This window comes from Nonomuraea sp. NPDC050478, assembly GCF_044458265.1.
Classification (GTDB): domain Bacteria; phylum Actinomycetota; class Actinomycetes; order Streptosporangiales; family Streptosporangiaceae; genus Nonomuraea; species Nonomuraea ferruginea.
This window is the reverse complement of record NZ_JBITHT010000007.1, coordinates 318,198-342,483: the sequence shown is the minus strand read 5'-3', so window position 1 is coordinate 342,483 and position 24,286 is coordinate 318,198. Positions and strand designations below refer to the sequence as shown.

Annotated in this window: 30 protein-coding genes; 14 read left to right on the top strand and 16 right to left on the bottom strand. The window is 72.5% G+C overall.

The annotated features are described in order from the left end of the window. Positions 1-89: 89 nt before the first annotated feature. The 3 genes from lnt to ACIBF7_RS34435 all read left to right on the top strand — a co-directional run bounded on the left by lnt (position 90) and on the right by ACIBF7_RS34435 (position 2,944). Positions 90-1,610, top strand: a complete 1,521-nt coding sequence (gene lnt, locus ACIBF7_RS34445) for an apolipoprotein N-acyltransferase (protein ID WP_308248983.1) — start codon at positions 90-92, stop codon at positions 1,608-1,610. A gap of 2 nt (positions 1,611-1,612) precedes the next feature. Beyond that, positions 1,613-2,356: a polyprenol monophosphomannose synthase gene (locus ACIBF7_RS34440; RefSeq protein WP_219545704.1), complete on the top strand. Its 744-nt coding sequence runs from the start codon at positions 1,613-1,615 to the stop codon at positions 2,354-2,356. Between the two features lie 75 nt (positions 2,357-2,431). Continuing rightward, positions 2,432-2,944 (top strand): FxsA family protein, encoded by a 513-nt coding sequence (locus ACIBF7_RS34435; RefSeq protein ID WP_148031449.1) that lies wholly within the window; start codon positions 2,432-2,434, stop codon positions 2,942-2,944. Positions 2,945-3,016: 72 nt separating this feature from the next. Here ACIBF7_RS34435 and ACIBF7_RS34430 read toward each other — a convergent pair whose 3' ends face one another. The 8 genes from ACIBF7_RS34430 to ACIBF7_RS34395 form a co-directional block, all read right to left on the bottom strand. Next, complete coding sequence (locus tag ACIBF7_RS34430) at positions 3,017-3,361, bottom strand: RNA polymerase-binding protein RbpA (RefSeq protein ID WP_043625492.1); 345 nt, start codon at positions 3,359-3,361, stop codon at positions 3,017-3,019. Between the two features lie 141 nt (positions 3,362-3,502). Then, on the bottom strand, positions 3,503-4,945 hold the full coding sequence (locus ACIBF7_RS34425) for an MFS transporter (protein WP_148031450.1): 1,443 nt from the start codon (positions 4,943-4,945) through the stop codon (positions 3,503-3,505). A 15-nt stretch (positions 4,946-4,960) separates the two neighbouring features. Further along, positions 4,961-5,761 (bottom strand): glycerophosphodiester phosphodiesterase, encoded by an 801-nt coding sequence (locus ACIBF7_RS34420; protein WP_364230750.1) that lies wholly within the window; start codon positions 5,759-5,761, stop codon positions 4,961-4,963. Positions 5,762-5,797: 36 nt separating this feature from the next. Further along, complete coding sequence (locus ACIBF7_RS34415; protein ID WP_148031452.1) at positions 5,798-6,337, bottom strand: TrmH family RNA methyltransferase; 540 nt, start codon at positions 6,335-6,337, stop codon at positions 5,798-5,800. Further along, entirely contained in the window at positions 6,334-6,924 is a 591-nt protein-coding gene (locus tag ACIBF7_RS34410) for a class I SAM-dependent methyltransferase (protein WP_148031453.1), read from the bottom strand. Before ACIBF7_RS34410 ends, ACIBF7_RS34415 begins: the two co-directional genes overlap by 4 nt. A gap of 11 nt (positions 6,925-6,935) precedes the next feature. Continuing rightward, the gene (locus ACIBF7_RS34405; RefSeq protein WP_148031454.1) at positions 6,936-7,883 is read right to left on the bottom strand and encodes a VWA domain-containing protein; all 948 of its coding nucleotides are present in this window, start codon (positions 7,881-7,883) and stop codon (positions 6,936-6,938) included. Next, positions 7,880-8,815, bottom strand: a complete 936-nt coding sequence (locus ACIBF7_RS34400; RefSeq protein WP_148031455.1) for a DUF58 domain-containing protein — start codon at positions 8,813-8,815, stop codon at positions 7,880-7,882. The genes ACIBF7_RS34405 and ACIBF7_RS34400 overlap by 4 nt, the downstream gene beginning before the upstream one ends. A gap of 38 nt (positions 8,816-8,853) precedes the next feature. Then, positions 8,854-9,855 (bottom strand): MoxR family ATPase, encoded by a 1,002-nt coding sequence (locus ACIBF7_RS34395; protein ID WP_148031456.1) that lies wholly within the window; start codon positions 9,853-9,855, stop codon positions 8,854-8,856. A 55-nt stretch (positions 9,856-9,910) separates the two neighbouring features. Here ACIBF7_RS34395 and ACIBF7_RS34390 point away from each other — a divergent pair, with 55 nt between their 5' ends. Both ACIBF7_RS34390 and ACIBF7_RS34385 read left to right on the top strand, forming a co-directional pair. Further along, on the top strand, positions 9,911-10,687 hold the full coding sequence (locus tag ACIBF7_RS34390; RefSeq protein WP_397199022.1) for a hypothetical protein: 777 nt from the start codon (positions 9,911-9,913) through the stop codon (positions 10,685-10,687). A 34-nt stretch (positions 10,688-10,721) separates the two neighbouring features. Continuing rightward, on the top strand, positions 10,722-11,618 hold the full coding sequence (locus ACIBF7_RS34385; protein ID WP_397199021.1) for a DUF2268 domain-containing protein: 897 nt from the start codon (positions 10,722-10,724) through the stop codon (positions 11,616-11,618). On the opposite strand, the gene ACIBF7_RS34380 is transcribed toward ACIBF7_RS34385, so the two are convergent. Next, positions 11,588-12,226 carry a response regulator gene (locus tag ACIBF7_RS34380; RefSeq protein WP_397199020.1) on the bottom strand — a complete coding sequence of 213 codons (639 nt, stop codon included), beginning with the start codon at positions 12,224-12,226 and terminating at the stop codon, positions 11,588-11,590. The genes ACIBF7_RS34385 and ACIBF7_RS34380 overlap by 31 nt on opposite strands. After that, positions 12,223-13,422, bottom strand: a complete 1,200-nt coding sequence (locus ACIBF7_RS34375; protein WP_397199019.1) for a sensor histidine kinase — start codon at positions 13,420-13,422, stop codon at positions 12,223-12,225. Before ACIBF7_RS34375 ends, ACIBF7_RS34380 begins: the two co-directional genes overlap by 4 nt. Positions 13,423-13,568: 146 nt before the next feature. Here ACIBF7_RS34375 and ACIBF7_RS34370 point away from each other — a divergent pair, with 146 nt between their 5' ends. The 3 genes from ACIBF7_RS34370 to ACIBF7_RS34360 all read left to right on the top strand — a co-directional run bounded on the left by ACIBF7_RS34370 (position 13,569) and on the right by ACIBF7_RS34360 (position 15,639). After that, positions 13,569-14,132 (top strand): ClpP family protease, encoded by a 564-nt coding sequence (locus ACIBF7_RS34370; protein WP_148031459.1) that lies wholly within the window; start codon positions 13,569-13,571, stop codon positions 14,130-14,132. A 1-nt stretch (position 14,133) separates the two neighbouring features. Beyond that, positions 14,134-14,751 (top strand): ATP-dependent Clp protease proteolytic subunit, encoded by a 618-nt coding sequence (locus ACIBF7_RS34365; RefSeq protein ID WP_148031460.1) that lies wholly within the window; start codon positions 14,134-14,136, stop codon positions 14,749-14,751. A gap of 126 nt (positions 14,752-14,877) precedes the next feature. Then, entirely contained in the window at positions 14,878-15,639 is a 762-nt protein-coding gene (locus tag ACIBF7_RS34360) for a TSUP family transporter (protein WP_148031461.1), read from the top strand. 30 nt (positions 15,640-15,669) lie between these two features. On the opposite strand, the gene ACIBF7_RS34355 is transcribed toward ACIBF7_RS34360, so the two are convergent. Continuing rightward, a complete protein-coding gene (locus ACIBF7_RS34355) occupies positions 15,670-16,941 on the bottom strand; it encodes an MFS transporter (RefSeq protein WP_397199018.1) in 1,272 nt (423 codons plus the stop codon). After that, the gene (locus tag ACIBF7_RS34350) at positions 16,938-17,699 is read right to left on the bottom strand and encodes a DeoR/GlpR family DNA-binding transcription regulator (RefSeq protein ID WP_219545697.1); all 762 of its coding nucleotides are present in this window, start codon (positions 17,697-17,699) and stop codon (positions 16,938-16,940) included. Before ACIBF7_RS34350 ends, ACIBF7_RS34355 begins: the two co-directional genes overlap by 4 nt. 43 nt (positions 17,700-17,742) lie before the next feature. Here ACIBF7_RS34350 and ACIBF7_RS34345 point away from each other — a divergent pair, with 43 nt between their 5' ends. From ACIBF7_RS34345 to ACIBF7_RS34330, 4 genes are read left to right on the top strand one after another with little or no spacing between them, the layout of a single operon-like run. Further along, the gene (locus tag ACIBF7_RS34345) at positions 17,743-18,714 is read left to right on the top strand and encodes a helix-turn-helix transcriptional regulator (protein WP_397199017.1); all 972 of its coding nucleotides are present in this window, start codon (positions 17,743-17,745) and stop codon (positions 18,712-18,714) included. A 30-nt stretch (positions 18,715-18,744) separates the two neighbouring features. Next, a complete protein-coding gene (locus tag ACIBF7_RS34340; protein ID WP_397199016.1) occupies positions 18,745-19,359 on the top strand; it encodes a LysE family translocator in 615 nt (204 codons plus the stop codon). After that, positions 19,356-20,084, top strand: coding sequence for an alpha/beta fold hydrolase (locus ACIBF7_RS34335; RefSeq protein ID WP_271277727.1), 729 nt, complete (start codon positions 19,356-19,358; stop codon positions 20,082-20,084). Before ACIBF7_RS34340 ends, ACIBF7_RS34335 begins: the two co-directional genes overlap by 4 nt. Positions 20,085-20,087: 3 nt before the next feature. Next, complete coding sequence (locus ACIBF7_RS34330; protein ID WP_148031467.1) at positions 20,088-20,300, top strand: hypothetical protein; 213 nt, start codon at positions 20,088-20,090, stop codon at positions 20,298-20,300. On the opposite strand, the gene ACIBF7_RS34325 is transcribed toward ACIBF7_RS34330, so the two are convergent. Then, the gene (locus tag ACIBF7_RS34325; protein WP_397199015.1) at positions 20,297-20,716 is read right to left on the bottom strand and encodes an SRPBCC domain-containing protein; all 420 of its coding nucleotides are present in this window, start codon (positions 20,714-20,716) and stop codon (positions 20,297-20,299) included. The genes ACIBF7_RS34330 and ACIBF7_RS34325 overlap by 4 nt on opposite strands. Then, positions 20,713-21,027 (bottom strand): helix-turn-helix transcriptional regulator, encoded by a 315-nt coding sequence (locus ACIBF7_RS34320; protein ID WP_246640116.1) that lies wholly within the window; start codon positions 21,025-21,027, stop codon positions 20,713-20,715. Before ACIBF7_RS34320 ends, ACIBF7_RS34325 begins: the two co-directional genes overlap by 4 nt. A gap of 86 nt (positions 21,028-21,113) precedes the next feature. Here ACIBF7_RS34320 and ACIBF7_RS34315 point away from each other — a divergent pair, with 86 nt between their 5' ends. Beyond that, a complete protein-coding gene (locus ACIBF7_RS34315; protein WP_397199014.1) occupies positions 21,114-21,452 on the top strand; it encodes a VOC family protein in 339 nt (112 codons plus the stop codon). Positions 21,453-21,588: 136 nt separating this feature from the next. Beyond that, entirely contained in the window at positions 21,589-22,392 is an 804-nt protein-coding gene (locus ACIBF7_RS34310) for an NmrA family NAD(P)-binding protein (RefSeq protein ID WP_397199013.1), read from the top strand. Here ACIBF7_RS34310 and ACIBF7_RS34305 read toward each other — a convergent pair whose 3' ends face one another. Next, on the bottom strand, positions 22,393-23,184 hold the full coding sequence (locus tag ACIBF7_RS34305; protein WP_219545693.1) for an SAM-dependent methyltransferase: 792 nt from the start codon (positions 23,182-23,184) through the stop codon (positions 22,393-22,395). It abuts the gene before it with no gap. A gap of 172 nt (positions 23,185-23,356) precedes the next feature. Next, positions 23,357-24,136 (bottom strand): sigma 54 modulation/S30EA ribosomal C-terminal domain-containing protein, encoded by a 780-nt coding sequence (locus tag ACIBF7_RS34300; protein ID WP_148031473.1) that lies wholly within the window; start codon positions 24,134-24,136, stop codon positions 23,357-23,359. Between the last annotated feature and the right edge of the window lie 150 nt (positions 24,137-24,286).

Below are 24,286 nucleotides of genomic sequence, written 5' to 3'. Positions count from 1 at the left end.
AACGGCCGCCTCCGGCCGAACGTGAGGGCTCTCGTCCCAGTGATGATGGGCCGCCGGAAGGGCGGAAGCGGAAGCGGCGGGGGCGGACGGTGGGGGAGTCGCGGCGGGTGCTGGCCGCCCGGCTGGGCGCCGCCGTGGCCGGTGGGGTGCTGCTCTATCTGGCGTTCCCGCCGCTCGGGTGGTGGCTGTGCGCGCCGCCCGGGCTGGCGCTGATCGTCGCCTCCCTGTACGGCGCGTGGCCCAGGAGGGCGGCGTGGATCGGCTACGTCGCCGCGGCCGTGTTCCTGACGCCCGCGCTGGCCTGGGTCAGCACGATCGGCGTCGACGTGTGGATCATGCTGGTGGCGGTCGAGAGCCTGTTCTACGCGGCCATGGCCGCCGCCGCGGCGCTGGTTCTCCGGCTGCGGCTGTGGCCGGTGTGGTTCGCGGCGCTCTGGGTGGCGATGGAGTGGGCGCGCGGGCTCGTCCCGATCGGCGGGTTCCCGTGGGCGCGGGTGGCCTTCAGTCAGGGCGAGTCGCTGTTCACCCCGTACGCCGCGCTGGGCGGCGCTCCGCTGGTCTCGTTCGCCGTGGTGGTGTGCGGCGCCCTGATCGCCCACGCGGTGCTCGTACGGCCGCGTACGGGCCTGCTGCGCGGGGTGCCGGTCGCGCTGGCCGTGGCCGTCCCGGTCGTCGCCCTGGCCGTGCCCAGGCCGCCGGACGAGGGCCGCACGGTCAACGTCGGCATCGTCCAGGGCAGCGTGCCGGGCCGCGGCATGCACATCTTCGGCGACGAGCCCGCCGTCGTGCTGAGGAACCACGCCGAGGAGACCAAGCGGCTGGCCGGGCGGGTCCGCGCCGGCGAGCTGCCCGCGCCCGACCTGGTGGTGCTGCCGGAGAACTCCACCGACATCGACCCCTACACCGACGCGTTCGCCTACGGCACGATCCACGACTCGGTGCGCGACATCGGCGTGCCCACCCTGGTCGGCGCGGTCGTGGCGATCGGCGACGAGCATCGCGCGACCCGCAGCCTGGTGTGGGATCCCGCCACCGGTCCCGGCGACTACTACGACAAGCAGAACCTGGTGCCGTTCGGCGAGTACACCCCGTTCAAGGAGCTCGTGCTCGCCCTGTACGAGCGCGCCAACCTGGTCGGCAGGCAGTCCGTCCCCGGCACCGGACCCGGCGACCTGAAGATGGGCCCGGTCACCGTCGGCGCCGTCAACTGCTACGAGGTGGCCTACGACGGCACCGTGCGGGCCACCGTGCGGGCCGGCGGCACGCCGCTGGTGGTGCAGACCAACAACGCCTCCTACGCCCTGTCCAATCTGCCCGCCCAGCAGTTGGCGATGTCCCAGCTGCGGGCGGTCGAGCACAACAGGGCGGTCGTGACGGCGGCCACGACAGGCATCTCCGCGTTCGTCACGCCGGACGGTAAGGTCTCGTGGCAAACCAGGGAGCTGGTTGCCGACAGCACCGTTGTAACCGTGCCGATACGCACCGAACAGACGATCGCCACGAGGGTCGGCGCGGCTCCCGAGTGGGCATTGATGATGTTGGGAGCGGCGGCCACCGTCGTCGCCGCCCGGCGCGGGCGCCGGGCCGACCGGATGATGGGGGACGACTGACGATGGAGACGCTCGGCCGGGTGCTGGTCATCGTCCCGACCTACAACGAGCGCGAGAACCTGCCGTCGATCACCGAGCGGCTGCGGGCCGCGCTGCCCGAGGCCCACCTGCTGGTGGCCGACGACAACAGTCCCGACGGCACCGGCAAGATCGCCGACGAGCTCGCCTCGGAAGACGACCACGTGCACGTCCTGCACCGGCCGGCCAAGCAGGGGCTCGGCGCCGCCTACATCGCGGGGTTCCGGTGGGGGCTGGGCGAGGGCTACGACGTGCTGGTGGAGATGGACGCCGACGGCTCGCACCAGCCGGAGGAGCTGCACAAGCTGCTGACGTCGCTGTCCGAAGGGGCCGACCTGGCGATCGGGTCGCGTTACGTGCCGGGCGGCAAGGTGAGGAACTGGCCGGCCACGCGTGAGCTCCTGTCCCGGGGCGCCAACCTCTACACGCGGATCATGCTCGGCCTGCCCGTCCGCGACGCCACCGCGGGGTTCCGCGCCTACCGGGCGGCCGTCCTGGAGAAGGTCGGGCTGGCCGACGTGGAGTCGCAGGGCTACTGCTTCCAGGTCGACCTGACCCTGCGCACCTGCCGTCACGGGCTGCGGGTCGCGGAGGTGCCGATCACGTTCGTCGAGCGGACGGTCGGCACCAGCAAGATGAGCGGCCGGGTGATGGCCGAGGCGTTCTGGCGGATCTTCCAGTGGGGGCTCGTCGGGCTGCCCGCGCGGCTGCGCGGCCGGCGCTCCTGACCGCAGGAACGCGAGGACGGTTCCGGGCGTTGTTCTACCTAGACGTGTCCTTGATGTGCACAGAACGAGGCGACGATGCGGCTTCTGCTTTTCCTGGCCTTCCTGGCGATCCCCATCCTGGAGGTGTGGCTGCTGATCCAGGTCGGGTCGGTGATCGGCGGCTGGCCGACCGTGGGCCTGCTGGCGGCGGCGGCGCTGCTCGGCTCATGGCTGGTGCGGCGTGAGGGACGCCGCGCCTGGCACAGGCTGCAGGAGTCGATGCGCACCGGTGTGATGCCCGAGCGCGAGCTGGCCGACGGGGCGCTCGTGCTGGTGGGCGGCGTGCTCCTGGTGATGCCGGGATTCCTCAGCGACGTGGTCGGCCTCGCGTGTGTCCTGCCGTTCACCCGGCCGGGGATGCGGCGGCTCGGCGGGTGGTTCTTCGACCGGCGGGTCAAGCGGATGGCGGCGGCTTCCCCGTACGCGAACATGTTCCCGCCCCAGTCCGCGGGGCCGGTGCGCGCGGACGTCCCGCAGGCCGGTCCCCACGGCGGCGCGCCGCGCGGGAAGGTCGTGCACGGCGAGGTCATCCGCGAGGACCGCGACTAGCGACGCCGCCGGTCACGCGCGCAGCAGAAAACCCCCGGGCCGCCGGCCCGGGGGTTCACCGTGAGAGTGATGTCAGGCGCTCTTGCGGCGCTGGGCCCTCAGGACCGCCAGCCGCTCGTTGAGCACCTCTTCCAGATCTTCGATGGACCGCCGCTCGAGGAGCATGTCCCAGTGAGTCCGCGGCGGCTTGGTCTTCTTCGACTCCGGCTGCTCGCCGTCGACCCGCACCGCGGTCGCGCCGCACATGCGGCACTCCCAGGTCGCGGGAATCTCAGCCTCGGCGGCAAGCGGAACCTCGAAGCGATGCCCCTTGGGGCAGGTGTAAGACACCTCCTGGCGCGGGGCCAGATCCGTGTTACGGTCGTTCTCGTAGCTGGTTGCCCCGAGCCGGGTGCCACGAAGCGCGCGCTCGCCCATGTTTGAATGCCTCCTACAGGGCCCCCATGCGTGGGGGGTCTGTCTCCCACGGTGTGTAACGCTTGGTACCGTGATGGGATTCCCACCCGCGGGGAGATCCAATCGCTATACCGCCGAGGAGTTCGGGGCCGCGCCCGCTCGTCAGAGGTTCCTCGGCACCTCGTTGCCCGCCGCGCGGATCGCCTTCGGCAGGTTGACCAGCGCCAGCAGCACGAACCCGAGCACGAAGAAGACGACCATCGACATGATGGCGATGCGGTAGCTGTTGGTGAGCTGCAGGGCGATCGTCACCGTCAGCGCGCCGATGAACGCCGAGCCCTTGTCGCTGATCTGCAGCAGGCTGAAGTACTCGGCTTCCCGGCCCTTCGGGATCACCTGGGAGAAGAGCGAGCGCGACAGCGCCTGGGTGCCGCCGAGCACGATCGCGATGGCGAAGGCCATGAGGTAGAACTGCACCGCCTGCCCTTCGCGGACGAACAGCGCCATCATCACGATCACCGTCCACACCACGATGCTGGCCAGCACCGTGCGCTTGGTGCCGAACCGCTCCGCGAGCCTGCCCAGCAGCAGCGCCCCGAAGAACGCCACGAACTGCACCATGAGGATCGCGGTGATCTGCACCGTGCGGTCCAGTTTGAGCGCCTCGGAGGCGAAGGCCGCGCTGTTGCCGATCACCGTCTGGATGCCGTCGTTGTAGACCAGGTAGGCCACCAGGAACAGCAGCGTCAGCGGGTAGCGGCGCAGCTCCTTCAGCGTCCGCCAGAGCTGGCGGAAGCTGCCGCCCACCGACGCGAGCGCGGTGTGCTCGTGCGCCGGCGCCGGCCGGTTGCGCAGCCGCAGCAGCGGCACGATCGTGAAGGTCGCCCACCACAGCCCGGCCGACATCATCGCGATGCGCACCGACTCGCCCTGGGTCAGCCCCAGGCTCTCGTGGCTCAGGAAGAGCACCAGGTTGAGCGCCAGCAGCAGCCCGCCGCCGAGGTAGCCGATCGCCCAGCCCCGCGAGGACACGCGGTCGCGCTCGTCGGGGGTGGAGATCTGCGGCAGCCACGAGTCGTAGACGACGACCGAGGCCCCGTAGGCGACATTCGCGATGACGAACAGCCAGCCGCCGAGCATGTAGCGGTCGCCCTCGACGAAGAACAGCCCCATCGCGGCGAGCGCGCCGACGTAGGCGAAGACGCCGAGCATCTCCCGCTTGCGGCCGGTGTGGTCGGCCAGCGCGCCCACCATCGGCAGGACCACGATCTGCAGCAGCACCGCCACGGTCGTGATCAGGCCGAAGAACGCGACCGGCCGGATGTCCATGCCGAGCACGTCCACGTAGCCCAGGCCGGGGTTCTGCGCGGCGAGCCGGTCGAAGCCGGCCGCGCAGGTGGCGGCGTCGACCTGGGCGAAGTCCTTGGCGCACGAGGCGGTCTTGGCGACCTCGATGATGTACGGGCCGAGGAAGACGGAGATGATCGTGGTGTAGAAGGCGGAGTTGGCCCAGTCGTAGACGTACCAGCCGCGCTGTTCGCGCCGGCGTACGGCGGGTGACTCGGAGGCGGGGTCGGAGGCCGCGGGGGGTGCGGGTACGGACATGTTGTGGAGTCGCTCCTAGGCGGCCATGCGGCCGGGATGCCACTGGCCGCGCCGCTCCAGGACGTCGCGCAGCCCGGTGATGTTGTCGGTCATGATGCCGTCGACGCCCAGATCGAGCAGGCGCTCCATCCGGGGGGTGTCGTTGATGGTCCAGACGTGCACCTGCATGCCGAGCGCGTGGGCCGTCCGCACCAGGTGGCGGGTGGCGACCCGCAGCCCGCGGAAGCCGACCGGCACCTGCGCGCACGGGATCGCCGCGCGTTTCAGCCTGGCCAGCAGGCGGCCGTAGCCGGAGGTGGCGGCGGCGGCCCGGAGCGCGGCCACGCCGCGCGGCCCGAGCGCCGAGCACACCTCCCGCCCGAGCGCCGCCCTGGCCAGCACCAGCCGCTCGTCGGAGAACGAGGTGAGGCAGATCCGGTCGTAGGAGTTCGTCCGGCGGATCGCCTCGGCCAGCGGCGCGATCGCCCCCGGCTCCTTCACGTCGATGTTGAACCGGATCTCCGGCCAGGTGCCCAGCAGGTCCTCAAGCAGCGGGATCTCGTGGACGCCGCCGACGCGGGCCCGCTTGACCTCCTGGTAAGGCAGCTCCGAGACGCGGCCCCGCCGGTCGGTCACCCGGTCCAGCGTGTGGTCGTGGAAGGCGAGCAGCACGCCGTCGGAGGTGGCGTGCGCGTCGGTCTCCAGATGGGTGTAGCCGAGCCGCACGGCCCGATCGAACGCCTCGAAGGAGTTCTCCGCCCCCTCCAGCGCCCCGCCCCGGTGGGCGAAGGCCAGCGGGCCCGGATGGTCGAGAAAGGCGAATCGGCGGCTGAGCACGGTCTGAAGTATGCCTTCCACGGGTGAACAAAAAGATTACGAATCGGGTAGATTCTGCCACTCCTGGCGGCGGGCCTCGGCCAGCGCGATGGCGGCCGCCACCGCCACGTTGACCGAGCCGACCCGACCCACCTGCGGGATGTAGCAGACGCCGTCGGCGGCGTCCAGCAGCGCGGGGGAGCAGCCGTGGTCCTCGCTGCCGACGACCAGGCACACGTCGCGGCCCAGCGCGGCCCGGTGCAGCGGCACCGCCTCGGCGGTCAGCTCGACCGCCATCACGGTGAAGCCGTCCTCCCTGGCCGCCTTGACGGCCTCCAGCGCGGGCACCGGGTCGTGCCACTTCACCAGCCGGTCGGTGCCGAGCGCGGTCTTGCCCGCCTTCGGGTTGGTGGGCGGGGTGGCGTTGCCGGCCAGCCAGATCTGCTCCACGCCGAACGCCGCGGCGGTACGGAAGATCGACCCGACGTTGAACGGGCCGGTGACCGACTCCAGGATCAGCGCCAGGCGGTTGGCGGTGTTCCTGCGCCAGGTGCGGTTGAGCCGCTTGACGTCGGTGGGGCGCAGCTGCCTTCTCATCTTTCGACCTTCAGTACGCGGTAGGAGGCCCTGGAGGCCTCGCGGGAGGCCCGCCAGCCCTGCTCGCCGAGCCAGCGCTGCAGGGAGTCGGAGCCCAGGTGTTTCTGGACGACCAGGTGGGCGGCGCCGCCGGGGGCCAGCCGCGTCAGCCACCTGGTGAGCATGTCGTGCAGGGCCGCCTTGCCGATGCGGATCGCGGGGTTGGACCAGATCGCCTGGAACGTCACGTCGTCGGGGACCTCGTCGACATGCATCGACCTTACTTTGTCAAGGCCCGCGGCCCGGGCGTTGCGCGCCGTCAGCTCGACGGCCCGCCGGTTCACGTCGACGGCCCACACGGTCGCCTCGGGCGCCCGGGAGGCCATCGTCAGCGCGATCGGGCCGTAGCCGCAGCCGAGGTCGAGCAGGTCGCCGTGCGGGGGCGGCGGCGGGACCGTCTCCAGCAGGATCTTCGTGCCGAGATCGACCCGCTCGGGCGAGAACACGCCGCTGTCGGTCTCCAGCCGCAGATGGAGGTCGGGCAGGACGAGGTCGGCCTGACCCGGCCTGCTCTCGGCCCCCGGCCGTTCGGAGAAGTAGTGCCCCACAGCGGAGAACGTTACGGGATCCGGCTGCCGAACAAGACCGCCGCGCCCCCGACCAGCAGCCCGGCGAAGAGCGCGGCCAGGATGAACTGCTGGGTGATCTCCTGTTCGACCACCTTGTAGCCGAGCGAGGTGCCGATCTGCTCGTAGACCTCGCGCAGCTCGCTGCCGGACTCGGCGGTGTAGGCGCGGCCGCTGGTGCCGTCGGACAGCGCCTGCAGGGTCTGCTTGTTGACCGGGACGTTCACCGGGCGGCCGTCGATGGAGACGGTGCCGTCGGGGGTGCCGTAGGCGATCGTGGAGACCGGCACGTGGGCCTGCTGCGCGGCGTCGGTGGCCTCGCGGACCGAGCGGCCGGAGGTGTTGTCGCCGTCGGACAGCAGTACGATCGCCGAGGGCGGCGGGTCGCTGGTGGCGTCCTGGTCGAAGGAGCGGACCGCGTCGAGCGAGTTGAAGACCGCTTCGCCGATGGCGGTGCCTGGCCGGGTGCTCAGGTTGCCGATGGCGGTCGCCACGGCCTGGTGGTCGGTGGTGGGGGAGATGACCACGTTGGCGGCGCGGGCGAAGGCCACGACGCCGACGTTGAACCGGTCGGGCAGCTCCTGGACGAACGCCTGGGCGGCGGTCTTGGCCGCGGAGATGCGGTCGGGCTCGACGTCGCCGGCGTCCATGGACAGCGAGACGTCGAGCGCGATCATGATGGTGGCGCGGTCGCGCGGCACCCGTACCTCGCCGGCGGGCCGGGCGGCGCCGACGACCAGCAGCGACATCATGACCAGGAACAGCACGGGGGGCACGTGGCGGCGCCAGCCGGGGCCGCTCGGCGCGACGAGGTTGAGCAGGGCCAGGTTGGTGAAGCGCACGGTGTAGCGGCGCCGGGCGAACTGCGCGGCCACGTAACCGGCGATGAGGAGCACCACCAGCACGAACAGCCACAGCCAGGCGGGCGACAGGAACGTCAAGGGTTCACCTTCCGGTGTGCCAGGTGGCTCATGCGCCGCTGGCGCAGGACGAACTGGGCGACGTCGAACACCCAGTCGCGGTCGGTGCGCAGCACCAGGTGTCCGACGCCCGCACGGCGCAGCGCGAGGCGGGTGCCCTCCCGCTGGAGGGCGGCGGCCTCCGCGTAGTCGCGGCGGATTTTCGGGGAAAGGTGCACTTCGCGTACCTTCCCGGTCTCCGGGTCGGCGAACGCGACGCGGCCCACGTCGGGCAGTTCGAGTTCGCGCGGGTCGATGACCTCGACGGCCAGCGTCTGGTGGCGGGCCGACAGGCGGCGCAGCGGGCGCTCCCAGGGGCGTTCCGCGTCGGGGTCCAGGGTGGGTGCGGCATCCAGGAAGTCGGAGACGATCACGCGCATGCCGCGCCGCCTGCGGGTGGCGGCCAGGACGTCGATGCCCTCGGCGAGGTCGGGCGGGTCGGCGACCACCTGGCCGCGCGGGGCGTCCATGAGCGCGCTGAGCAGCCCGTACAGGGCGGGCCTGCCGGTGCGGGCGGGCATGCGGTGGATGTGCTCGTCGTGGATGACGAGCGCACCGAACCGGTCGGCCATCCGGCTGGACAGGAACCCGATGGCGCCGACGGCGGCGACGACCAGGTCGCGCTTGTCGGTGTCGGCGGTGCCGAAGTCCATGCTGGGGGACAGGTCGGCCAGCGCCCAGGTCTCCAGCTCGCGGTCGGCGACCAGGTCGCGCACGTGCGGGACGGTCGTGCGGGCGGTGACGTTCCAGTCCATGCGCCGCACGTCGTCCTCGCCGGGCACGTAGACGCGGCTGTCGCCGGCCTCGCTGCCGGTGCCGGGCAGCAGGCCCTGGTGGGCGCCGTGCAGCAGCCCGTCGAGCCGCCGGGTCACGGTGAGCTCCAGGCGGCGCAGGGCCTGTTCGGCTGTGCTCATTCGGTGCTCATTCGGTGCTCATTCGGTGCTCATTCGGCTCAACGGTTCTGGTTCCAGACGACGAGGGGCGGGGGGACGGCGTGCAGGATCTGGCGTACGACCTCTTCGGGGTCGACGCCGTCGGCGAGGGCGTCGAAGGTGAGCATGAGCCGGTGGGACATGACGTCCACGGCCACGTCGCGCACGTCGTCGGGCAGCAGGTAGTCGCGGCCGCGCAGCACGGCCAGCGCCCGCCCGGCGGAGACGAGGCCGAGCGTGGCGCGCGGGCTGACGCCGACCTCGATGGTGTCGACCAGGTCGGGCAGGCCGTACTCGGCGGGGGAGCGGGTGGCCATGACCAACCGGACGACGTAGTCGGCGACGAGCTGGTGGACCGAGACGTTCTCGGCCGTCTCCTGCAGCGCGGTCAGCCGTTCGGGGTCGAGCACCCGGGAGGGCGCGGGCGGGGTGACGCTCATGCGCTGGAGGATCTGCAGCTCCTCGTGCGCGCTCGGGTGCGGCACCCGCACCCGGAACAGGAAGCGGTCACGCTGCACCTCGGGCAGCGGGTAGACGCCTTCGGACTCGATCGGGTTCTGGGTGGCCAGCACGATGAACGGCCTGGGCAGCGGATGGGTGACGCCCGCGAGCGTGACCTGCCGCTCGGCCATGACCTCCAGCAGCGCCGACTGGACCTTCGCGGGGGCGCGGTTGATCTCGTCGGCGAGCAGGAAGTTGACGAACACCGGGCCCAGCTCGACGTCGAACTTCTCGGTGGACGGATGGTAGACGCGGGTGCCGACGATATCGCTCGGCACCAGGTCGGGCGTGAACTGGATGCGGGCGAACGTGCCGCCCACGACGGTGGACAGGGTCGAGGCGGCGAGGGTCTTGGCGACGCCGGGGACGCCTTCCAGCAGGCAGTGACCACGCGCCAGCAGCGCGACGATCAGCCTCTCGACCATGTGATCCTGCCCGACGATGACCCGCCGGACCTCGTCGAGGGTCTGACGCAGCACGTCCGCGTCCGTTCCGCCTGGCAACTCTTCGGCGACGCTCATGACGCTATTCCACCAAAGGTGTCGCAAACGTGCACGACGCCACGTCTGTGCTTTCATGGCAGATGTGGCCAGTCCGCTTCAGTACGGCGATCCACCACGGCTCGGGCCGTACGTGGTGCAGGCGCGCCTGCACACCGCCCCGGCCGGTTTCGTCTACCTGGGCCAGGGGCCCGACGGCCGCGCGGTCTCACTGGCCCTGCTGACGAGAGGCGCGGCGTTCGACCCCGCGGCGCGCGACCGGTTCGTCACCGCGATCAGGCAGGCGGCGCCGGAGCAGGAGCGGCCGGGCGTGCGCGGCTGGTTCGGGCGCGGCGGCAGGTCGCGGACCGCGGTGCTGGACGAGACGCCGCCGGTGCTGGCGATCAACACCGGCCGGGCGCCGTGGGTGGCGGTCCCGTACGCGCCGGGCCGCCCGGGGGCCGAGCGGTTCCTGGACCCGGTGATGGTGGGCGGCACGCTCATCGGGCAGGCGCACGGCCCGGACTTCGTCCCGTACTGGCTGACCGACCGGGCGCCGGCGCTGGCGCCGCCGGTCAGGCGGCGGCCGCTCACCGAGACGCGCAATCGGGTGCTGATGGCGGCCCTGGCCCTGGTGCTGCTGCTGTTGCTGGTGACGGTGTTCCTGCTGCTGATGCTGCTGGGACGCTCCGGCGGCGACCCGATGCCGCAGCCGCTGCCGCCGACGCAGTTCCTGCCGACCCCGCCGCCGACGCCGACCTCGCCGGAGCCGCAGGAGCCGACCCCGTCGCCGTCGCCCTCGCCGTCGCAGAGCGGTGAGCAGACGCCCGGCCGCTCGCCCGGTGACGACTCCTCGCAGGATCCGCAGCTTTGACTCTCCCGTAACGGGAGGCTTTAGCCTCGCCATCATGGAGTTCATCGTTCACGACACCGTTTCCGCCATGGCCGCGACGCTCGGGGAGCCGCTGGAGCGGCGGCCGGACGCGCTGCGGGAGATGCTGGCCCCGATGCGCGAGGTGATCCCGATGCCCGGCGACATCGTCGACATCCACCACCAGGGCGGCGGTTTCCGTGTCGACGGCGAGGACCCCCGCTACCTGGAGGCGCTCGACCGGCTCGCCGCGGCGGACGTGCTGGGCCAGGTGGAGCGCGAGCTGGAGCGCGCCTCCGCGGCGCTGGGGCACCTGAAGCAGGCCGAGACGCTGCAGGTGATGTTCGTGCTCGGCAACCCGGACAACGCCCATCTGATGGGCACTGCGGGCGGCTACTACGGCATGGGCGGCGCCCCCGGCTGGCTCTACCTGCTGGCCTGGCCGGACGAGCGGGTCATCGGGCGGATCGCGCACTGCGCCGTGCACGAGTTCCACCACAACGTGCGGTACACGAACGTGGAGTGGGACCCGGAGAACGTCACCGTCGGGGAGCACGTGATCTCCGAAGGGCTGGCGGAGGCGTTCGTGCGCGAGCTGTCGGGGCCGGAGGCGATGGGGCCGTGGTCGTCGATGGTGACCGGCGCGGACTTCGACCTGGCGTACGAGCGGATCATGGCGGACTTCGGGCTGCGGGGCATGTGGAACACGCCCGCGTACGTGCTCGGCGACGACGCGACCCGGGCGTTCGGGCAGGAGCCCAAGGGGATCCCCAACATGGCCGGGTACGCGGTGGGGCTGCGGCTGGTGGACCGGGCGCTGGCCGGGACGGGCATGACGGTGGCGGAGCTGTCGGGGCTGCCGGTCGCCGAGATCGTCCGTACGGCCGGGCAGGGGCGCGCCGGTCAGCCGGGGGAGACGAAGCCGGACTCGTAGGCGGCGATGACCGCCTGCGTGCGGTCGCGCGCGCCGAGCTTGGTGAGCACGTTGCCGACGTGGGTCTTGACGGTCTCGGGGCTCACCACCAGCTCGGCGGCGATCTCGCCGTTGGACAGCCCTCTGGTCATGAGCCGCAGCACGTCGCCCTCGCGCCCGGTCAGCCGGTCGACGCCGGGCACGCGGGCGCCGGGCCGTCGCGCGGCGAGCGCGCGGATGGCGGCGGGGAACAGCAGCGACTCGCCGGACGCCACCAGCTTCACCGCCCGCACCAGCTCCTCCGGCCTGGCCCGCTTGAGCAGGAACCCGTCGGCGCCGGCGCGCAGCGCGTCGTACACGTAGTCGTCGTTCTCGAACGTGGTCACCACCAGGACCTTGGGCGGCTCCTCCAGGGCGGTCAGGCGGCGGGTGGCCTCGATGCCGTCGAGCGCGGGCATGCGCACGTCCATGAGCACCACGTCGGGCCGTTCGCGCCGCACCACCGGCAGCACCGCGGCGCCGTCGGCGGCCTCGCCGACCACGGCCAGGCCCGGCTCGGTGTCGATGATGATCCGCAGCCCGGCCCGGATGAGGTCCTCGTCGTCGGCCAGCACGACCCTGATCGTCATGGCTCCGACCGTAGCGGCAGCCGGGCCGAGACCCGCCAGCCGCCCCCGTCAGGCCCCGCCGTGATCTCGCCGCCGAGGAGCCTGACCCGCTCCCGCATCCCCTCCAGCCCTCTGCCCCCGCCCCGCGTGCCGTGGTTCGCGCCGGTGCGGTTGCCGATCCGCAGGCAGAGGTCCCCGTCGCGGACGTGGGCCGACAGGCTGATCGGGCCGCGGCCGTGTCTGATGGCGTTGGTGAGGGCCTCCTGGACGATCCGGTAGGCCTCGCGGGAGACCACGGCGGGCACGGACGACAGGTCGCCCACCTCCTGCCGCACCTCGGCCCCGGTGGAGCGCACCAGCGCGTCCAGGTCCGCCAGGGTGGCCCGCGGCGCCCGGTCGCGGTCGTCGCCGGCGCGCAGCACGCCGAGCACGTGGTCCAGGTCCTCCAGGGCGGCGCGGGCCGACTGCTCGATCGCCGCCAGCGCCGTCCTGGCGGTGCCGGGGTCGCGGTCGAGGACCCGGCCCGCGGCGGCGGCCTGGAGCGTGACGACGCTGAGCGCGTGCCCCACCGAGTCGTGCAGCTCGCGGGCCAGCCGGTTGCGCTGGGCCAGCACGCGGGCCCGCGACTCGGCCGCGGCCAGCCGCTCGGCCGGGGTGGGGCCGAGCAGCGCCGGGGCGAGCCTGGCCAGCAGCCCGCCGGACGCGGACACGAGCAGGACGAGCAGCGCCAGCATGGCCAGCCCCGCGGCGGGCCAGCCGATCGCCGACCAGCCTGGCTGCACGCGCACGCCGAGCACGTCGGCCGGATCGCCGGTGAACGGCAGCGCCATCGTCACCGCCGTGAACGGCACGATCGCGAGCGTGCAGCCGCTGGCCAAGCCGCCGATCGCCAGGTGCAGGGTGTACCAGGCGGCGGTGCGCCGGCGTTCCTGCCAGGAGCGCCGGCCCTCCTGCGGGGCGGTCTCGACCGCGACGCCGAGCAGGCTCTGCGCCGCGTTCACCTCCAGCGCGCGCACCGGCAGGAACAGCCCGGTGAGCGCCACCACCGGCAGCGCCGCGGCGAACACGCCGAGCTGCAGGGGCAGCAACAGCAGGGTCGTCGACTCCCGCTGCGCCCATCCGGCGATCAGCACCCCGGCCATCATGTACGGCATCAGCAGCGCCCCGCCGAGGATCAGGCACGCCCACCGCCGCGCCAGGCGCCGATTCCATGTCACACCGGTGATTCTATGTCGAGCTTTATTCGCTCTCGGTGGAATGCGCTTTCGGAGAAATGCGCCCAAGGCGAAAAGATTCCTTAGTCGAGGGCGCGCGGGTCTAGCGTCGACCATGCAATTGGTTCGAGTCGGAAAGGGCGACGTCCATGACGGAGAACGCGCGCACGCAATGGCCTGACCAGCTCAGCCAGCGCCTTCTGAAGGAACGCATCCTCGTTCTCGGCCAGGAAGTCGACGACGACATATGCAACCGGCTGTGCGGTGAGCTGCTTTTGCTGGCGGCCGAGGATCCCAAGCGCGACATCACGCTTTACATCAATTCGCCGGGCGGTTCCGTGCAGGCCGGCATGGCGCTGTACGACATGATGCAGTTCGTGCCGTGCGACGTGGCGACGGTCGCGATGGGGTTCGCCGCCTCGATGGGGCAGCTGCTGCTGTGCGCGGGCGCGCCCGGCAAGCGCTACGCCCTGCCCAACGCCCGCGTCGTGATGCACCAGCCGCTCGGCGGCATCGGCGGCTCGGCCACCGACATCCAGATCCAGGCCGAGAACATGATCTACACCAAGCGGCGGATGGCCGAGATCATCGCCCACCACACCGGCCAGCCGCTGGAGCGCATCCAGGCCGACTCCGACCGCGATCGGTGGTACACCGCGCAGGAGGCTCTGGAGTACGGATTCGTCGACCACATCGCCGAAGGGATGAACTGACATGAGCGGGCGATACGTCCTGCCGTCCTTCACCGAGCGCACCTCGTACGGCATCAAGGAGATGAACCCGTACAACAAGCTCTTCGAGGACCGGGTGATCTTCCTCGGCACCCCCATCGACGACACCGCGGCCAACGACGTGATGGCCCAGTTGCTCACGCTCGAGTCGATCGACCCCGACCGGGACATCAACCTCTACATCAACTCGCCGGGCGGTTCGTTCACCGCGATGACCGCCATCTACGACACGATGCAGTTCGTCCGGCCGGAGATCCACACCGTCTGCGTCGGCGAGGCGTCCTCGGCGGCGGCGGTGCTGCTGGCGGCGGGCACGCCGGGCAAGCGGGCCGCGCTGCCGCACGCCCGGATCCTGCTCCACCAGCCGGCCACCGAGGGCGGCCGGGGCCAGTCGAGCGACCTGGAGATCCACGCCAGGGAGATCCTGCGGATGCGCGACCAGCAGGAGGAGATCCTGGCCCGCCACACCGGGCGCACCGCGCAGGAGATCAGGCGCGACATCGAGCGTGACCGCGTCTTCACCGCCGAGCAGGCGCGCACCTACCGGCTGATCGACGACATCTACGCCTCCCGCAAGCGGTCCCTGGTGACCGCCCGCTGAGCCGCGGGCGCCCGGAAGATGGGCTCCGGGCGCCCGCACCTGTAAGCCCTGGACCCGTGCCCTCCGGCGCTGGACGAAGGTCGCTACGCTTGCGGGGATTTGTCGGGGTCTCGGGGGAGAAGTGGCGTGCCGCTGGAGCAGGTCCTGATGTTGCTGGTGGCCGCCGCCGGAGCGGGCTGGGTGGACGCCGTCGTGGGCGGCGGCGGGCTGCTGCAACTGCCCGCGCTGATGATGGCCGGGGTGGCGCCGGTCGAGGCGATGGCGACGAACAAGTTCTCCTCCGTGTTCGGCACCGCGTCCGCCGCCGTCACGTACACCCGCACCACCAAGGTGGACCGGCCGGTCGCGCTGCCCGCGGCCGGGCTGGCCGTGCTCAGCGCGGCGCTCGGCGCGTCGGCCGCGGCGGCGATCTCGGCGGAGGTGCTGCGGCCCCTCGTGATGGTGATCCTGCTCGGCGTGGCGGCGTTCGTCACCCTGCGCCCGGCCATGGGCGCGGTCGCCCGCCCGCAGCTCCGCACCCGGGCCCGCGTGACCGTGGCGGTGCTGACGGCGGGCGTGGCCATCGCCTTCTACGACGGCATCATGGGCCCCGGCACGGGCACGTTCCTGATCATCGCGTTCACCGCCCTGCTCGGCCTCGACTTCGTCTCCGCCTCCGCCTCGGCGAAGATCATCAACACCGGTACGAACATCGGCGCCCTGCTGTTCTTCGGCTGGCACGGCCACGTGCTGTGGGTGCTCGGCCTCGGCATGGCCGCCTGCAACATCGCCGGCGCCCAGGCCGGCGCCCGCATGGCGATCCGGCGAGGCACGGGTTTCGTCCGGATCGTGTTGCTCTGCGTCGTGGCGGCCATGGTGTCCCGGCTCGCCTGGCAGCAGTTCGGCTGACGATCAGGTGACGCGTTCGTACGGACACCGTCAGCGGGCGCGCAGGGCGGCGGCGGCGAGGGCGACGAAGGCGGCCAGGATCGCGGGGATGGCCAGGGCCCGGGGCAGGCCGGTCAGCTCGGCGGCGGCGCCGATGAGCACCGGGCCCGACAGGAAGCCCAGGTAGCCGATGCTCGCCGTCCTGGCCAGGGCCCGGCCCGCGAAGGCCGGGTCGCGGTGCCCGGCCGCCGAGAAAACCTGCGGCACGATGCACGACAGCCCGGCCCCGAACAGGCCGAACCCCGCCACGCCCGCCACCGGGTGGCCGACGAGCAGCGCCATCCCGAGCCCGGCCGCCGCCAGCAGGCCGCACGCCCGGACCAGCGGCACCGGGCCGAACCTGGCCGCCAGCCGGTCGCCCGCCAGGCGGCCCGCCGTCATCATGATGGAGAAGGCGGCGTAACCGGCGGCGGCGAAGCCGGCCGCGGCCCCCATGTGCTCGCGCAGGTAGACCGCGCTCCAGTCGGCCGCCGCGCCCTCGCCGACCAGGCAGCAGAACGCCAGCACGCCCAGGAACACGATCCCCTTCGGCCGGCTCCCCGGCCCGGCGGGCTCCCTGACCGGCGGCGGGCGCAGCGCCCACAGCGACGCCCACAGCGCGAGCGCGGTGATCGCCGCGCCTGCCGACCAGAACGTGACCGCGGGGGAGAGGCCGGCCTGCGCGAACACCCCGCCGGCGGCGGCGCCCGCGAACCCGCCGAGGCTGAAGACGGCGTGGAAGGAGGACATGACGCGCCGCCCCCACGCCCGCTCCACCACCACCGCGTTGGCGTTCATGGACACGTCCAGCACGCCGTGCACCGCGCCGAAGGCCAGCAGGGCCAGCGCCAGCGTCGCCAGGTTCACCGCGTACGCGGGGGCGACCAGGGCGGGGCCGTGCAGCAGCGCGGCGGGGATCATCACACGGGCGCTGCCGAACCGGTCCACCAGCCGGCCGACCGCCTGCATGCCCGCCATCGCGCCGGCCGCCAGCCCCAGCAGCGCGAGGCTCAGCTCGCCCTCGCCGAGCCCGAGGTCCTGCTTGATGGCCGGGATCCGGGCCGTCCAGGTGCCTATCGCGGCCCCCGCCAGCAGGAACAGCAGGTAGACGGCGACCCTGGCGCGCCGGACGTCGCCCGGGTCGAGGCCCGTGTCCCCGCCTCCCGCACCGCCACTTCCCACCGGATCGGTCGCGGGGTCCTGGGGAGGTCGGCGGTTGTGGCCGGGTGCGGCGGTCTCGGGGTTCTCAGGGGGCCGGGGGGCGCGGCCGGGTGTGGCGGTCACGAGGGTTCCTGGACGACGCGGACCGTGACCCCTGCCGCGAGGAGGGCGTCGTGCTCCTCGCGGGGGATCCCGTCGTCCGTCACGACCACGTCCAGCCGCGAGATCGGGCACACCGCGCCGAACGCCGTGCGCGCGAACTTGCCCGAGTCGCACACCGCGATCACCCGCCGGGCCGACGCGATCGCCGCCCGCTTGATCGCCACCTCCGGCAGGTCGTGCGCGGTCAGCCCCTGCGCGGCCGACAGCCCGCAGCAGCCCACCACCGCCGTGTCGAACCGCAGCGCCCCGATGGACGTCTCGGCCAGCGGGCCCATGAAGTTCAGCTCGCCCGGCCGCACCTCGCCGCCGGGCAGCACCAGCCGCACCCGCGGCGCCGCCGACAGCAGCGACACCACCTGCAGCGCCAGCGGCACCACGGTCAGCCGGCGGTCCACCAGCGCCCGCCCCACCTCGGCCGCCGTGGTGCCGCCGTCGAGCACCACCGCCTCCCCGTCGGCGATCAGCGAGGCCGCCTCGGCGCCGATGCGCCGCTTGGCCTCCACCGCCTCCCGCTCCCTGAGCGCGTACGGCGGCTCCTCGCCGCGCAGCAGCAGCGACAGCGCGCCGCCCCTGATCCGCCGCACCACCCCCTGCTGGGACAGCTCCTCCAGGTCGCGCCTGATCGTCATCTCCGACACCCCGTGCTCCTCGGCCAGCTCGGCGACGGAGACGGTGTCGTTCGTCCGCAGGGCGTTGAGTATGCGATGTAAACGATCCATATGTTCATATAAACATGGACAATGTGCGCTCTACAATAGGTGCATGCGCGCCAGCCGTCTGCTCTCCCTCCTCCTGCTGCTGCAGACGCGCGGCCGGATGACCGCGCCCGAGCTGGCCGAGGAGCTCGAGGTGTCGATCCGTACGATCTACCGCGACGTGGAGGCCCTGTCGGCCGCCGGCGTGCCGGTCTACGCCGACCGCGGCCCCGCCGGCGGCTACCAGCTGCTCGACGGCTACCGCACCCGGCTCAACGGGCTGACCGCCGAGGAGGCGTCGTCGCTGTTCCTGGCCGGGCTGCCGGGCCCCGCCGCCGAGCTGGGCATGGCCGAGCTGGCCGCCAACGCCGAGCTGAAGCTGCTGGCCGCGTTGCCGCCGGAGCCGCGCTCGCAGGCCGCGAGGATGCGCGAGCGGTTCCTGCTGGACGTGCCGGGCTGGTACCGCGGGCCCGACGACGTGCCCCACCTGAGCGAGGTGGCCGAGGCGGTGTGGGCGCAGCGGCCGCTGCGGATGACCTACCGGCGCTGGGGGCGGCAGGTCGTCGAGCGGCTCGTCCACCCGTACGGGCTCGTGCTCAAGGGCGGGTCGTGGTACCTGGTCGCCGCACCGCCCGGCGAGAGCCCGCGCACCTACCGGGTGGCGCGCGTCCTCACCCTCGCCGCCGAGCCCGGCCGCTTCGACCGGCCGGAGGGCTTCGACCTGGCCGGGTTCTGGAAGGCGTACGCGGCCGAGTTCCGCGAGCGGATGTACACCGCGACCGCCGACATCAGGCTCGCCCCCGGCATGGAGGAGCTGCTCGCCTACACGATGGGCCAGGACGTGGTGGCGGGCGCCCTGGCCGGGGCCGCCGAGCCCGACGCCGAGGGGTGGCGGACGCTCACCCTGCCGGTCGAGTCGATCACCCACGCCCGCTGGCTGCTGCTGCGCATGGGCGCGGGCGTGGAGGTGCTCGGCCCGCCCGAACTGCGCGCTCTGATGGTGGAGGCGGTGGCGGAGCTGCGGAAAATGTATGAGTAAGTCGGGCCCGTTCCTGGCACGATGCCCGGTATGTATCTCCTAGCGTTCATCGGCGCGTGTGTCCTGGTGGCGATGGCCCCGGGCGTCAGTACCGCCGTCATCCTGCGCCAGACGCTCCGCTCCGGCCGCGGCTCCGGCATGGCGGCCACGCTCGGCAACGAGACCGGCATCCTGCTGTGGGGGCTGGCCGCCGCCTTCGGCCTGTCGGCGCTGCTGCTCGCCTCACAGCTCGCCTACGACGCCATGCGGGTCACCGGCGCGGTCGTCCTGGTGGTGATGGGCGCGCAGGCGCTGTGGCAGGCCCGTAAGGGCGGGGCCGCCGCCGTCGAGGTCGCGCCGGTGGACGGGCGCCGCCGCGCGTACCTGGCCGGGCTCGGCACGTGCGTGGCCAACCCGAAGGCGGCGGTGTTCGCGATGTCGTTCCTGCCGCAGTTCGTGCCGCAGGGCGCTGACGTGCCGCTCACCCTGGTCACGCTCGCCGTCGTCTGGGTGCTGGTCGACATGCTCTGGTACGGGCTGCTGGTGTGGGCGGTGACCCGGGCCAAGGACCTGCTCGGGCGGCCCGCGGTCAAGCGGCGGCTGGAGCAGGTGTCCGGCGCCGTCCTCGTCGGGCTGGGTGTGCGACTGGCGCTGGAGGGCCGATGACGATCTGGTACGAGCGGGCGGGCGAGGGCGAGCCGGTGGTGCTGCTGCCGTCGAGCGCCGCCGACGCCGGCATGTGGGACGGCCAGTGGGACGCGCTCGCCGCGCGGTTCCAGGTGATCAGGGTCGACTACCGGGGGTTCGGCCACACCCCGTACCAGGCCGACCGGCCCTACAGTGACGCCGGCGACGTGGCCGAGGTGCTCGCCGAGCTCGGCGTCGAGCGGGCGGCGCTGGTCGCCTCCTCGTACGGGTGCCGGGTCGCGCTGCAGCTGGCCGGCCTGGCCACCCGGCTGGTGCTCATGAACCCCGGCTCCGGCCTGCCCGAGACCGAGGACGTGGTGGCGTTCGGCGAGGAGGAGGACCGGCTGCTGGAGGCCGGCGACGTCGAGGGCGCCGCCGAGCTGAACGCCCGCACCTGGCTCGGGCCGGAGGCGGACGAGGCCACCCGGCGGCGGGTGGTGGAGATGCAGCGGCACGCGTTCGCGGGGCAGCTGGCCGCCGACCCCGAGCCTTCGCAGTTCTCGCCGGAGTACGACCTCGACGCGATCACGGTGCCCGCCCTGATCGTCACCGGCCCGTACGACCTGCCGTACTTCCGCGCCGGCGCCCGCCACCTGGCCGGCCGGCTGGCGGACGCCGAGCTGGTCGAACTGGAGTGGGCCGGCCATCTGCCCGCTCTGGAGCGGCCGGAGGAGGTCACCCGGCTGTTGCTGGACTACCTTTAGACCATGGCGGACGATCTGGCCGAGCTGGTGCGGCAGGCCCAGGACGAAGACCCGCTGCGCGCGCTGCAGGCCACCGCCGCGCTGCGCCGCGAGATCGAGCGGGTGGAGGCCGTCCAGGTGCGGCGGGCCCGGGTGGCCGGCCTGCCCTGGGCGCAGATCGCGCACGCGATCGGCGTCACCAAGCAGGCCGTGCACAAGAAGTACGGCAAACGCTAGGCCCACCGGCCGGCGAACCAGCCCAGCACGATGTTCCACGAGTAGCCGCGCCGGATCCGCCCGGCCACGTCGGGCGGCAGCGTGTCGAGGCCCCGGTGCTCCAGCGTCACCTCGGTGCCGCCGTCGACCTCGGTGAACGCGACCTCGATCTCCATCCGGCCGGTCGGGTTGATCAGGTCGGCCCAGACCAGGCGGTGCGGCGGATCCCAGGTGAGGATCCGGCCGGTGTCGACGTGGCCGCCGTCGGACCACAGCTCGCGCAGGTAGCCGTGCTGGAACCGGATGCCGACGGCCCGCTCCGGGTCGACCCAGCTGTGCCGGCCGCGCACGTACCAGGCGTCGATCTCGTCGGTGAAGACCCGGAAGGCGGTCGCGGGGTCCACCGGCACGGTGACGCCGGCCCTGACGGTGTTCACCGGCCGCGCTCCACGTGGTCCTTGAACGAGCCGAGCTGCTCGGCCCAGAACGCCTGCACCTGGTCGAGCCAGGCCTGCAACGCGGTGAACGGCTCGGGCCGCAGGGTGTAGACGCGCAGCCGGGCGTCGTCGCCGCCGGCCTCGGCGCGTACCAGGCCGCCCGCGCGCAGCACCCGCAGGTGCCTGCTCAGCGCGGGCGCGCTCATGCTGACCGCCTCCGCCAGCTCCCCGGCCGGCCGGGGGCCGTCACGCAGCAGGTCGATCACCTTGCGCCGGGTCGGGTCGGCGAGCGCGGCCAGCGTCGCGTCCAAGTCGTTAACGTGTTGGTTAATCGTTGCCTTCTCGGTTAGATTAGTGCTTAACGTTGTCGTTGAATATTATCGCGGAGGTTTCGCGTATGCCTACCGAGCTCGGCTACTACACCCTGTCGGTGAAGGACCTGGACCGGGCGGCGGCCTTCTACGGGCCGCTGTTCGGCTGGGAGTTCACGCGCGAGCACGAGACGTATCTGCACGTCACCAACAGCACCCTGCCCATGGGTCTGAACGCCGGCGGCCCGTCGTCCCAGCCGAACCTCTACTACAAGGTCGACGACCTCGACGCCGCCATCGCCCGGGTCCACGAGCTGGGCGGCACCACGGACGAGCCGTACGAGAGCAAGTCGGGCCGCGGCTGCGCCTGCACCGACGACCAGGGCACGGTCATCAGCATCTGGCAGCCCGCGCCCGGCCTCTAGCCTCCTTCCGGGCCCCGGCCGCCCGGCCTGGCCGGGCGGCCGTACGGTGCGTCCCCGGTGAAAGGCCCCGCTCGCGGACAGGAACTGACCGCTAGATCTCCTACCGTTCGGACGTCACCGACCGAAGGAGATCCGCATGACCATCCTCGTCACCGGCGCCACCGGCAACGTGGGCCGCCCGCTCGTGGAGCGGCTGCTGGCCGCCGGCCACCGGGTGCGCGCGCTCACCCGCGACCCGGCGCGCGCGAACCTGCCGGAAGGCGCGCGGGCCGTCGCCGGGTCCCTGGCCGCCGCCTTCGAAGGCGTCACCGCCGCCCATCTGATCACCTTCGACGGGGCCGACTACTCGCCCCTGGCGAACGGCCCCGCCATCGTGGCCGCCGCCGTCGAGGCCGGGGTGCGCAGGGTGACGGTGCTCCAGGGCGGGCTGTCCAGGAGCCCGCTGGAGGAGGCGGTCGCGGCGAGCGACCTGGAGTGGACGTTCGTGGGACCGGTGGAGTTCATGTCGAACGTCCTCGAATGGGCCGGCTCCGTCAAGGAGGAGGGCGTGGTCCGCGACGGGTTCCCCGAGGCCAGGAGCGCCATGGTGCACGACGCGGACATCGCCGCCGTGGCCGCCGCCGCGCTCACCTCCGGCGGGCACGCCGGGCGGGAGTACGTGGTGACGGGCCCGGAGGTGTTCACCACGGCTGACAAGGTACGGGTGCTGGGCGAGGTGCTCGGCAGGGAGATCCGCTTCGTCGAGCTGAGCCGCGAGCAGATCACCGCCGAGTGGCGGCGGCAGGGCTACTCCGAGGAGGACGTCGCGTTCTTCCTCACCGTGCGCGCCGACACCCCGGAGGTGGGCCGCACGGTGCGGCCCACCGTCGAACAGGTCACCGGACGGCCGCCCCGAACCTTCCGCCAGTGGATCGAGGAGAACGCCGCCGCGTTCTCCTGACTACGGCTTGCGGCCCACGCCCGCGTAGTAGACGGCCTCCCGGTCGGCGTAGAGCGTCTCGGGCGTGGGGCGCCAGCGCGGCAGCGCCACCACGCCCGGCTCCAGCAGCTCCAGCCCGTCGAAGAAGCCGGTCAGCTGCTCGTGCGTGCGCAGCGTGATCGGTACGGCGCCGCTCTCGTTCCAGCTGCGCACCCCGTCCTCCAGCTGCTTGCCGACCAGGCCGTGGGAGATGGCCAGGTGACTGCCCGGCGCCATGGGGGCCATCAGCCGCTGGATGATCTCCTTGGGCCGGTCGCTGTCGGGCAGGAACTCCACCACGCCCAGCAGCACCAGCCCGACCGGCTGCGAGAAGTCCAGGTACTCGGCCGCCGCGGCCACGATCTCGGCGGGCTCGCGCAGGTCGCTGTCGATGAACCAGGTGTCGCCCTGCCCCGGCCCGCGCAGCAGCGCCCGCGCGTGGGCCAGCACCACAGGGTCGTTGTCGACGTACACGACCTTGCAGTCGGGCGAGACCGACTGGGCGACCTGGTGGGTGTTGTCGGCCGTGGGGATCCCGGTGCCGATGTCGAGGAACTGGCGGACGCCCGCCTCCCCGGCCATGTAGCGCACCGCCCGGCCGAGGAACTCGCGGTTCGTCTTGGCCAGGATCGGCAGCTCGGGGACCGCCTGGAGGATCTGCTCGCTGACGACGCGGTCGACCTCGTAGTTGTCCTTGCCGCCCAGCCACAGGTCGTAGATCCGGGCCGGGCTCGGGATCTCGGTGTTCACACGGCTGAGCGGATCGTCGGTCATCGTCGTGCCTTCCGGGAAGGGGCTGTACGCGACAGAGCCTAACGCGAGGAAGATCCCAAGTCTCGATCTTGCCCCGAGAGCTCCCGTTCCGCGGGACTTCGTGCCCTCCCGGAGATGCGGGCGCCGGGACCTCAGGGGGCTGAGGTCCCGGCGCCGGTCGGTGGGCGGCCGGTCAGTCGATCGTGATCAGCCCGTAGCCGCCGTCGTAACGGTGGTAGATCAGCCGGCCGCGGCCGGTGTCGGCGTCGGCGTAGAACTCGAACGCCCGCCCGCTGACCTCCAGCCGGTCCACCGCCTCGGCGGTGGTCAGCCGGGGCGCCGGGCCCGGATCGATCGCGAGCGGCACCGCCACCTCGCCGAGCGCTTCCGGCCGCGGCTCCACCTGGGCCATCCGGTAGCCCTCCTCGGCCCGGTACAGGACGCTGTCCTGACCGCTGCCGGCCTCGGTGAACAGGTAGAAGCCGAAGTCGAGCTGCTCCATGTCGAAGGCGGCCTCGTCCGGGGTGGCCCGGTAGGCGGCCAGCGTCTTGCGGCGGACGATCTCCCGCTCGGCGTCCGCCGGGCGCGGCAGGACCGGCAGCGAGGACTCCCGCCGCTCCGGCGAGTAGCGTCCGCGCGTCTCCTCCCAGTGCCTGGCGGTGCGCCGCAAGCGGGTACGCGCCCGGTCCTCCAGCAGGTCGAGTGCCTGGTACATGGACGGGCCGGCGGCCTGGGCGCGGATCAGGCGCCCGTTGACGTCGAGGTTGGCCTGCGCGGTGTACGGCCGCTTCGCGTCGGGAGCGTCCGGGGCGGTCAGCTTGACCCGCGCGAACAGCACGGGCTCGCCGGCCAGCCGGGTGAGCGCGGCAACGGCCTCCCTGGCGTGCTCGACGGCTCCCTGGCGGACCGGGCCACGTGTCTCGACCCGAACGTCGGCGGGGTCGATGGCGACCGGCGCGTTCCGGCGTCTCATGTCGTGCCTCCTTCTGCCGTTCCTTGCGAGCTCAGCCAACCGCGGAACGCCAGGACGCCGGTAGAGGAGAAAGACCATCGGAAAGGGACCTTCAGCCCTACGCGTCTCGTCGGCCGTGACCTCGGCGGTTGCGTCTTTCCGACGCAGTGT

Excerpts from the sequence above, each read along its gene's own strand:
- ACIBF7_RS34440 (WP_219545704.1), top strand. The coding sequence starts at position 1,613 with ATGGAGACGCTCGGCCGGGTGCTGGTCATCGTCCCGACCTACAACGAG.
- ACIBF7_RS34435 (WP_148031449.1), top strand. The coding sequence starts at position 2,432 with ATGCGGCTTCTGCTTTTCCTGGCCTTCCTGGCGATCCCCATCCTGGAG.
- ACIBF7_RS34430 (WP_043625492.1), bottom strand. The coding sequence starts at position 3,361 with ATGGGCGAGCGCGCGCTTCGTGGCACCCGGCTCGGGGCAACCAGCTAC.
- ACIBF7_RS34425 (WP_148031450.1), bottom strand. The coding sequence starts at position 4,945 with ATGTCCGTACCCGCACCCCCCGCGGCCTCCGACCCCGCCTCCGAGTCA.
- ACIBF7_RS34415 (WP_148031452.1), bottom strand. The coding sequence starts at position 6,337 with ATGAGAAGGCAGCTGCGCCCCACCGACGTCAAGCGGCTCAACCGCACC.
- ACIBF7_RS34400 (WP_148031455.1), bottom strand. The coding sequence starts at position 8,815 with ATGAGCACAGCCGAACAGGCCCTGCGCCGCCTGGAGCTCACCGTGACC.
- ACIBF7_RS34395 (WP_148031456.1), bottom strand. The coding sequence starts at position 9,855 with ATGAGCGTCGCCGAAGAGTTGCCAGGCGGAACGGACGCGGACGTGCTG.
- ACIBF7_RS34390 (WP_397199022.1), top strand. The coding sequence starts at position 9,911 with ATGGCAGATGTGGCCAGTCCGCTTCAGTACGGCGATCCACCACGGCTC.
- ACIBF7_RS34385 (WP_397199021.1), top strand. The coding sequence starts at position 10,722 with ATGGAGTTCATCGTTCACGACACCGTTTCCGCCATGGCCGCGACGCTC.
- ACIBF7_RS34380 (WP_397199020.1), bottom strand. The coding sequence starts at position 12,226 with ATGACGATCAGGGTCGTGCTGGCCGACGACGAGGACCTCATCCGGGCC.
- ACIBF7_RS34370 (WP_148031459.1), top strand. The coding sequence starts at position 13,569 with ATGACGGAGAACGCGCGCACGCAATGGCCTGACCAGCTCAGCCAGCGC.
- ACIBF7_RS34365 (WP_148031460.1), top strand. The coding sequence starts at position 14,134 with ATGAGCGGGCGATACGTCCTGCCGTCCTTCACCGAGCGCACCTCGTAC.
- ACIBF7_RS34350 (WP_219545697.1), bottom strand. The coding sequence starts at position 17,699 with ATGGATCGTTTACATCGCATACTCAACGCCCTGCGGACGAACGACACC.
- ACIBF7_RS34345 (WP_397199017.1), top strand. The coding sequence starts at position 17,743 with ATGCGCGCCAGCCGTCTGCTCTCCCTCCTCCTGCTGCTGCAGACGCGC.
- ACIBF7_RS34340 (WP_397199016.1), top strand. The coding sequence starts at position 18,745 with ATGTATCTCCTAGCGTTCATCGGCGCGTGTGTCCTGGTGGCGATGGCC.
- ACIBF7_RS34335 (WP_271277727.1), top strand. The coding sequence starts at position 19,356 with ATGACGATCTGGTACGAGCGGGCGGGCGAGGGCGAGCCGGTGGTGCTG.
- ACIBF7_RS34330 (WP_148031467.1), top strand. The coding sequence starts at position 20,088 with ATGGCGGACGATCTGGCCGAGCTGGTGCGGCAGGCCCAGGACGAAGAC.
- ACIBF7_RS34315 (WP_397199014.1), top strand. The coding sequence starts at position 21,114 with ATGCCTACCGAGCTCGGCTACTACACCCTGTCGGTGAAGGACCTGGAC.
- ACIBF7_RS34310 (WP_397199013.1), top strand. The coding sequence starts at position 21,589 with ATGACCATCCTCGTCACCGGCGCCACCGGCAACGTGGGCCGCCCGCTC.
- ACIBF7_RS34305 (WP_219545693.1), bottom strand. The coding sequence starts at position 23,184 with ATGACCGACGATCCGCTCAGCCGTGTGAACACCGAGATCCCGAGCCCG.
- ACIBF7_RS34300 (WP_148031473.1), bottom strand. The coding sequence starts at position 24,136 with ATGAGACGCCGGAACGCGCCGGTCGCCATCGACCCCGCCGACGTTCGG.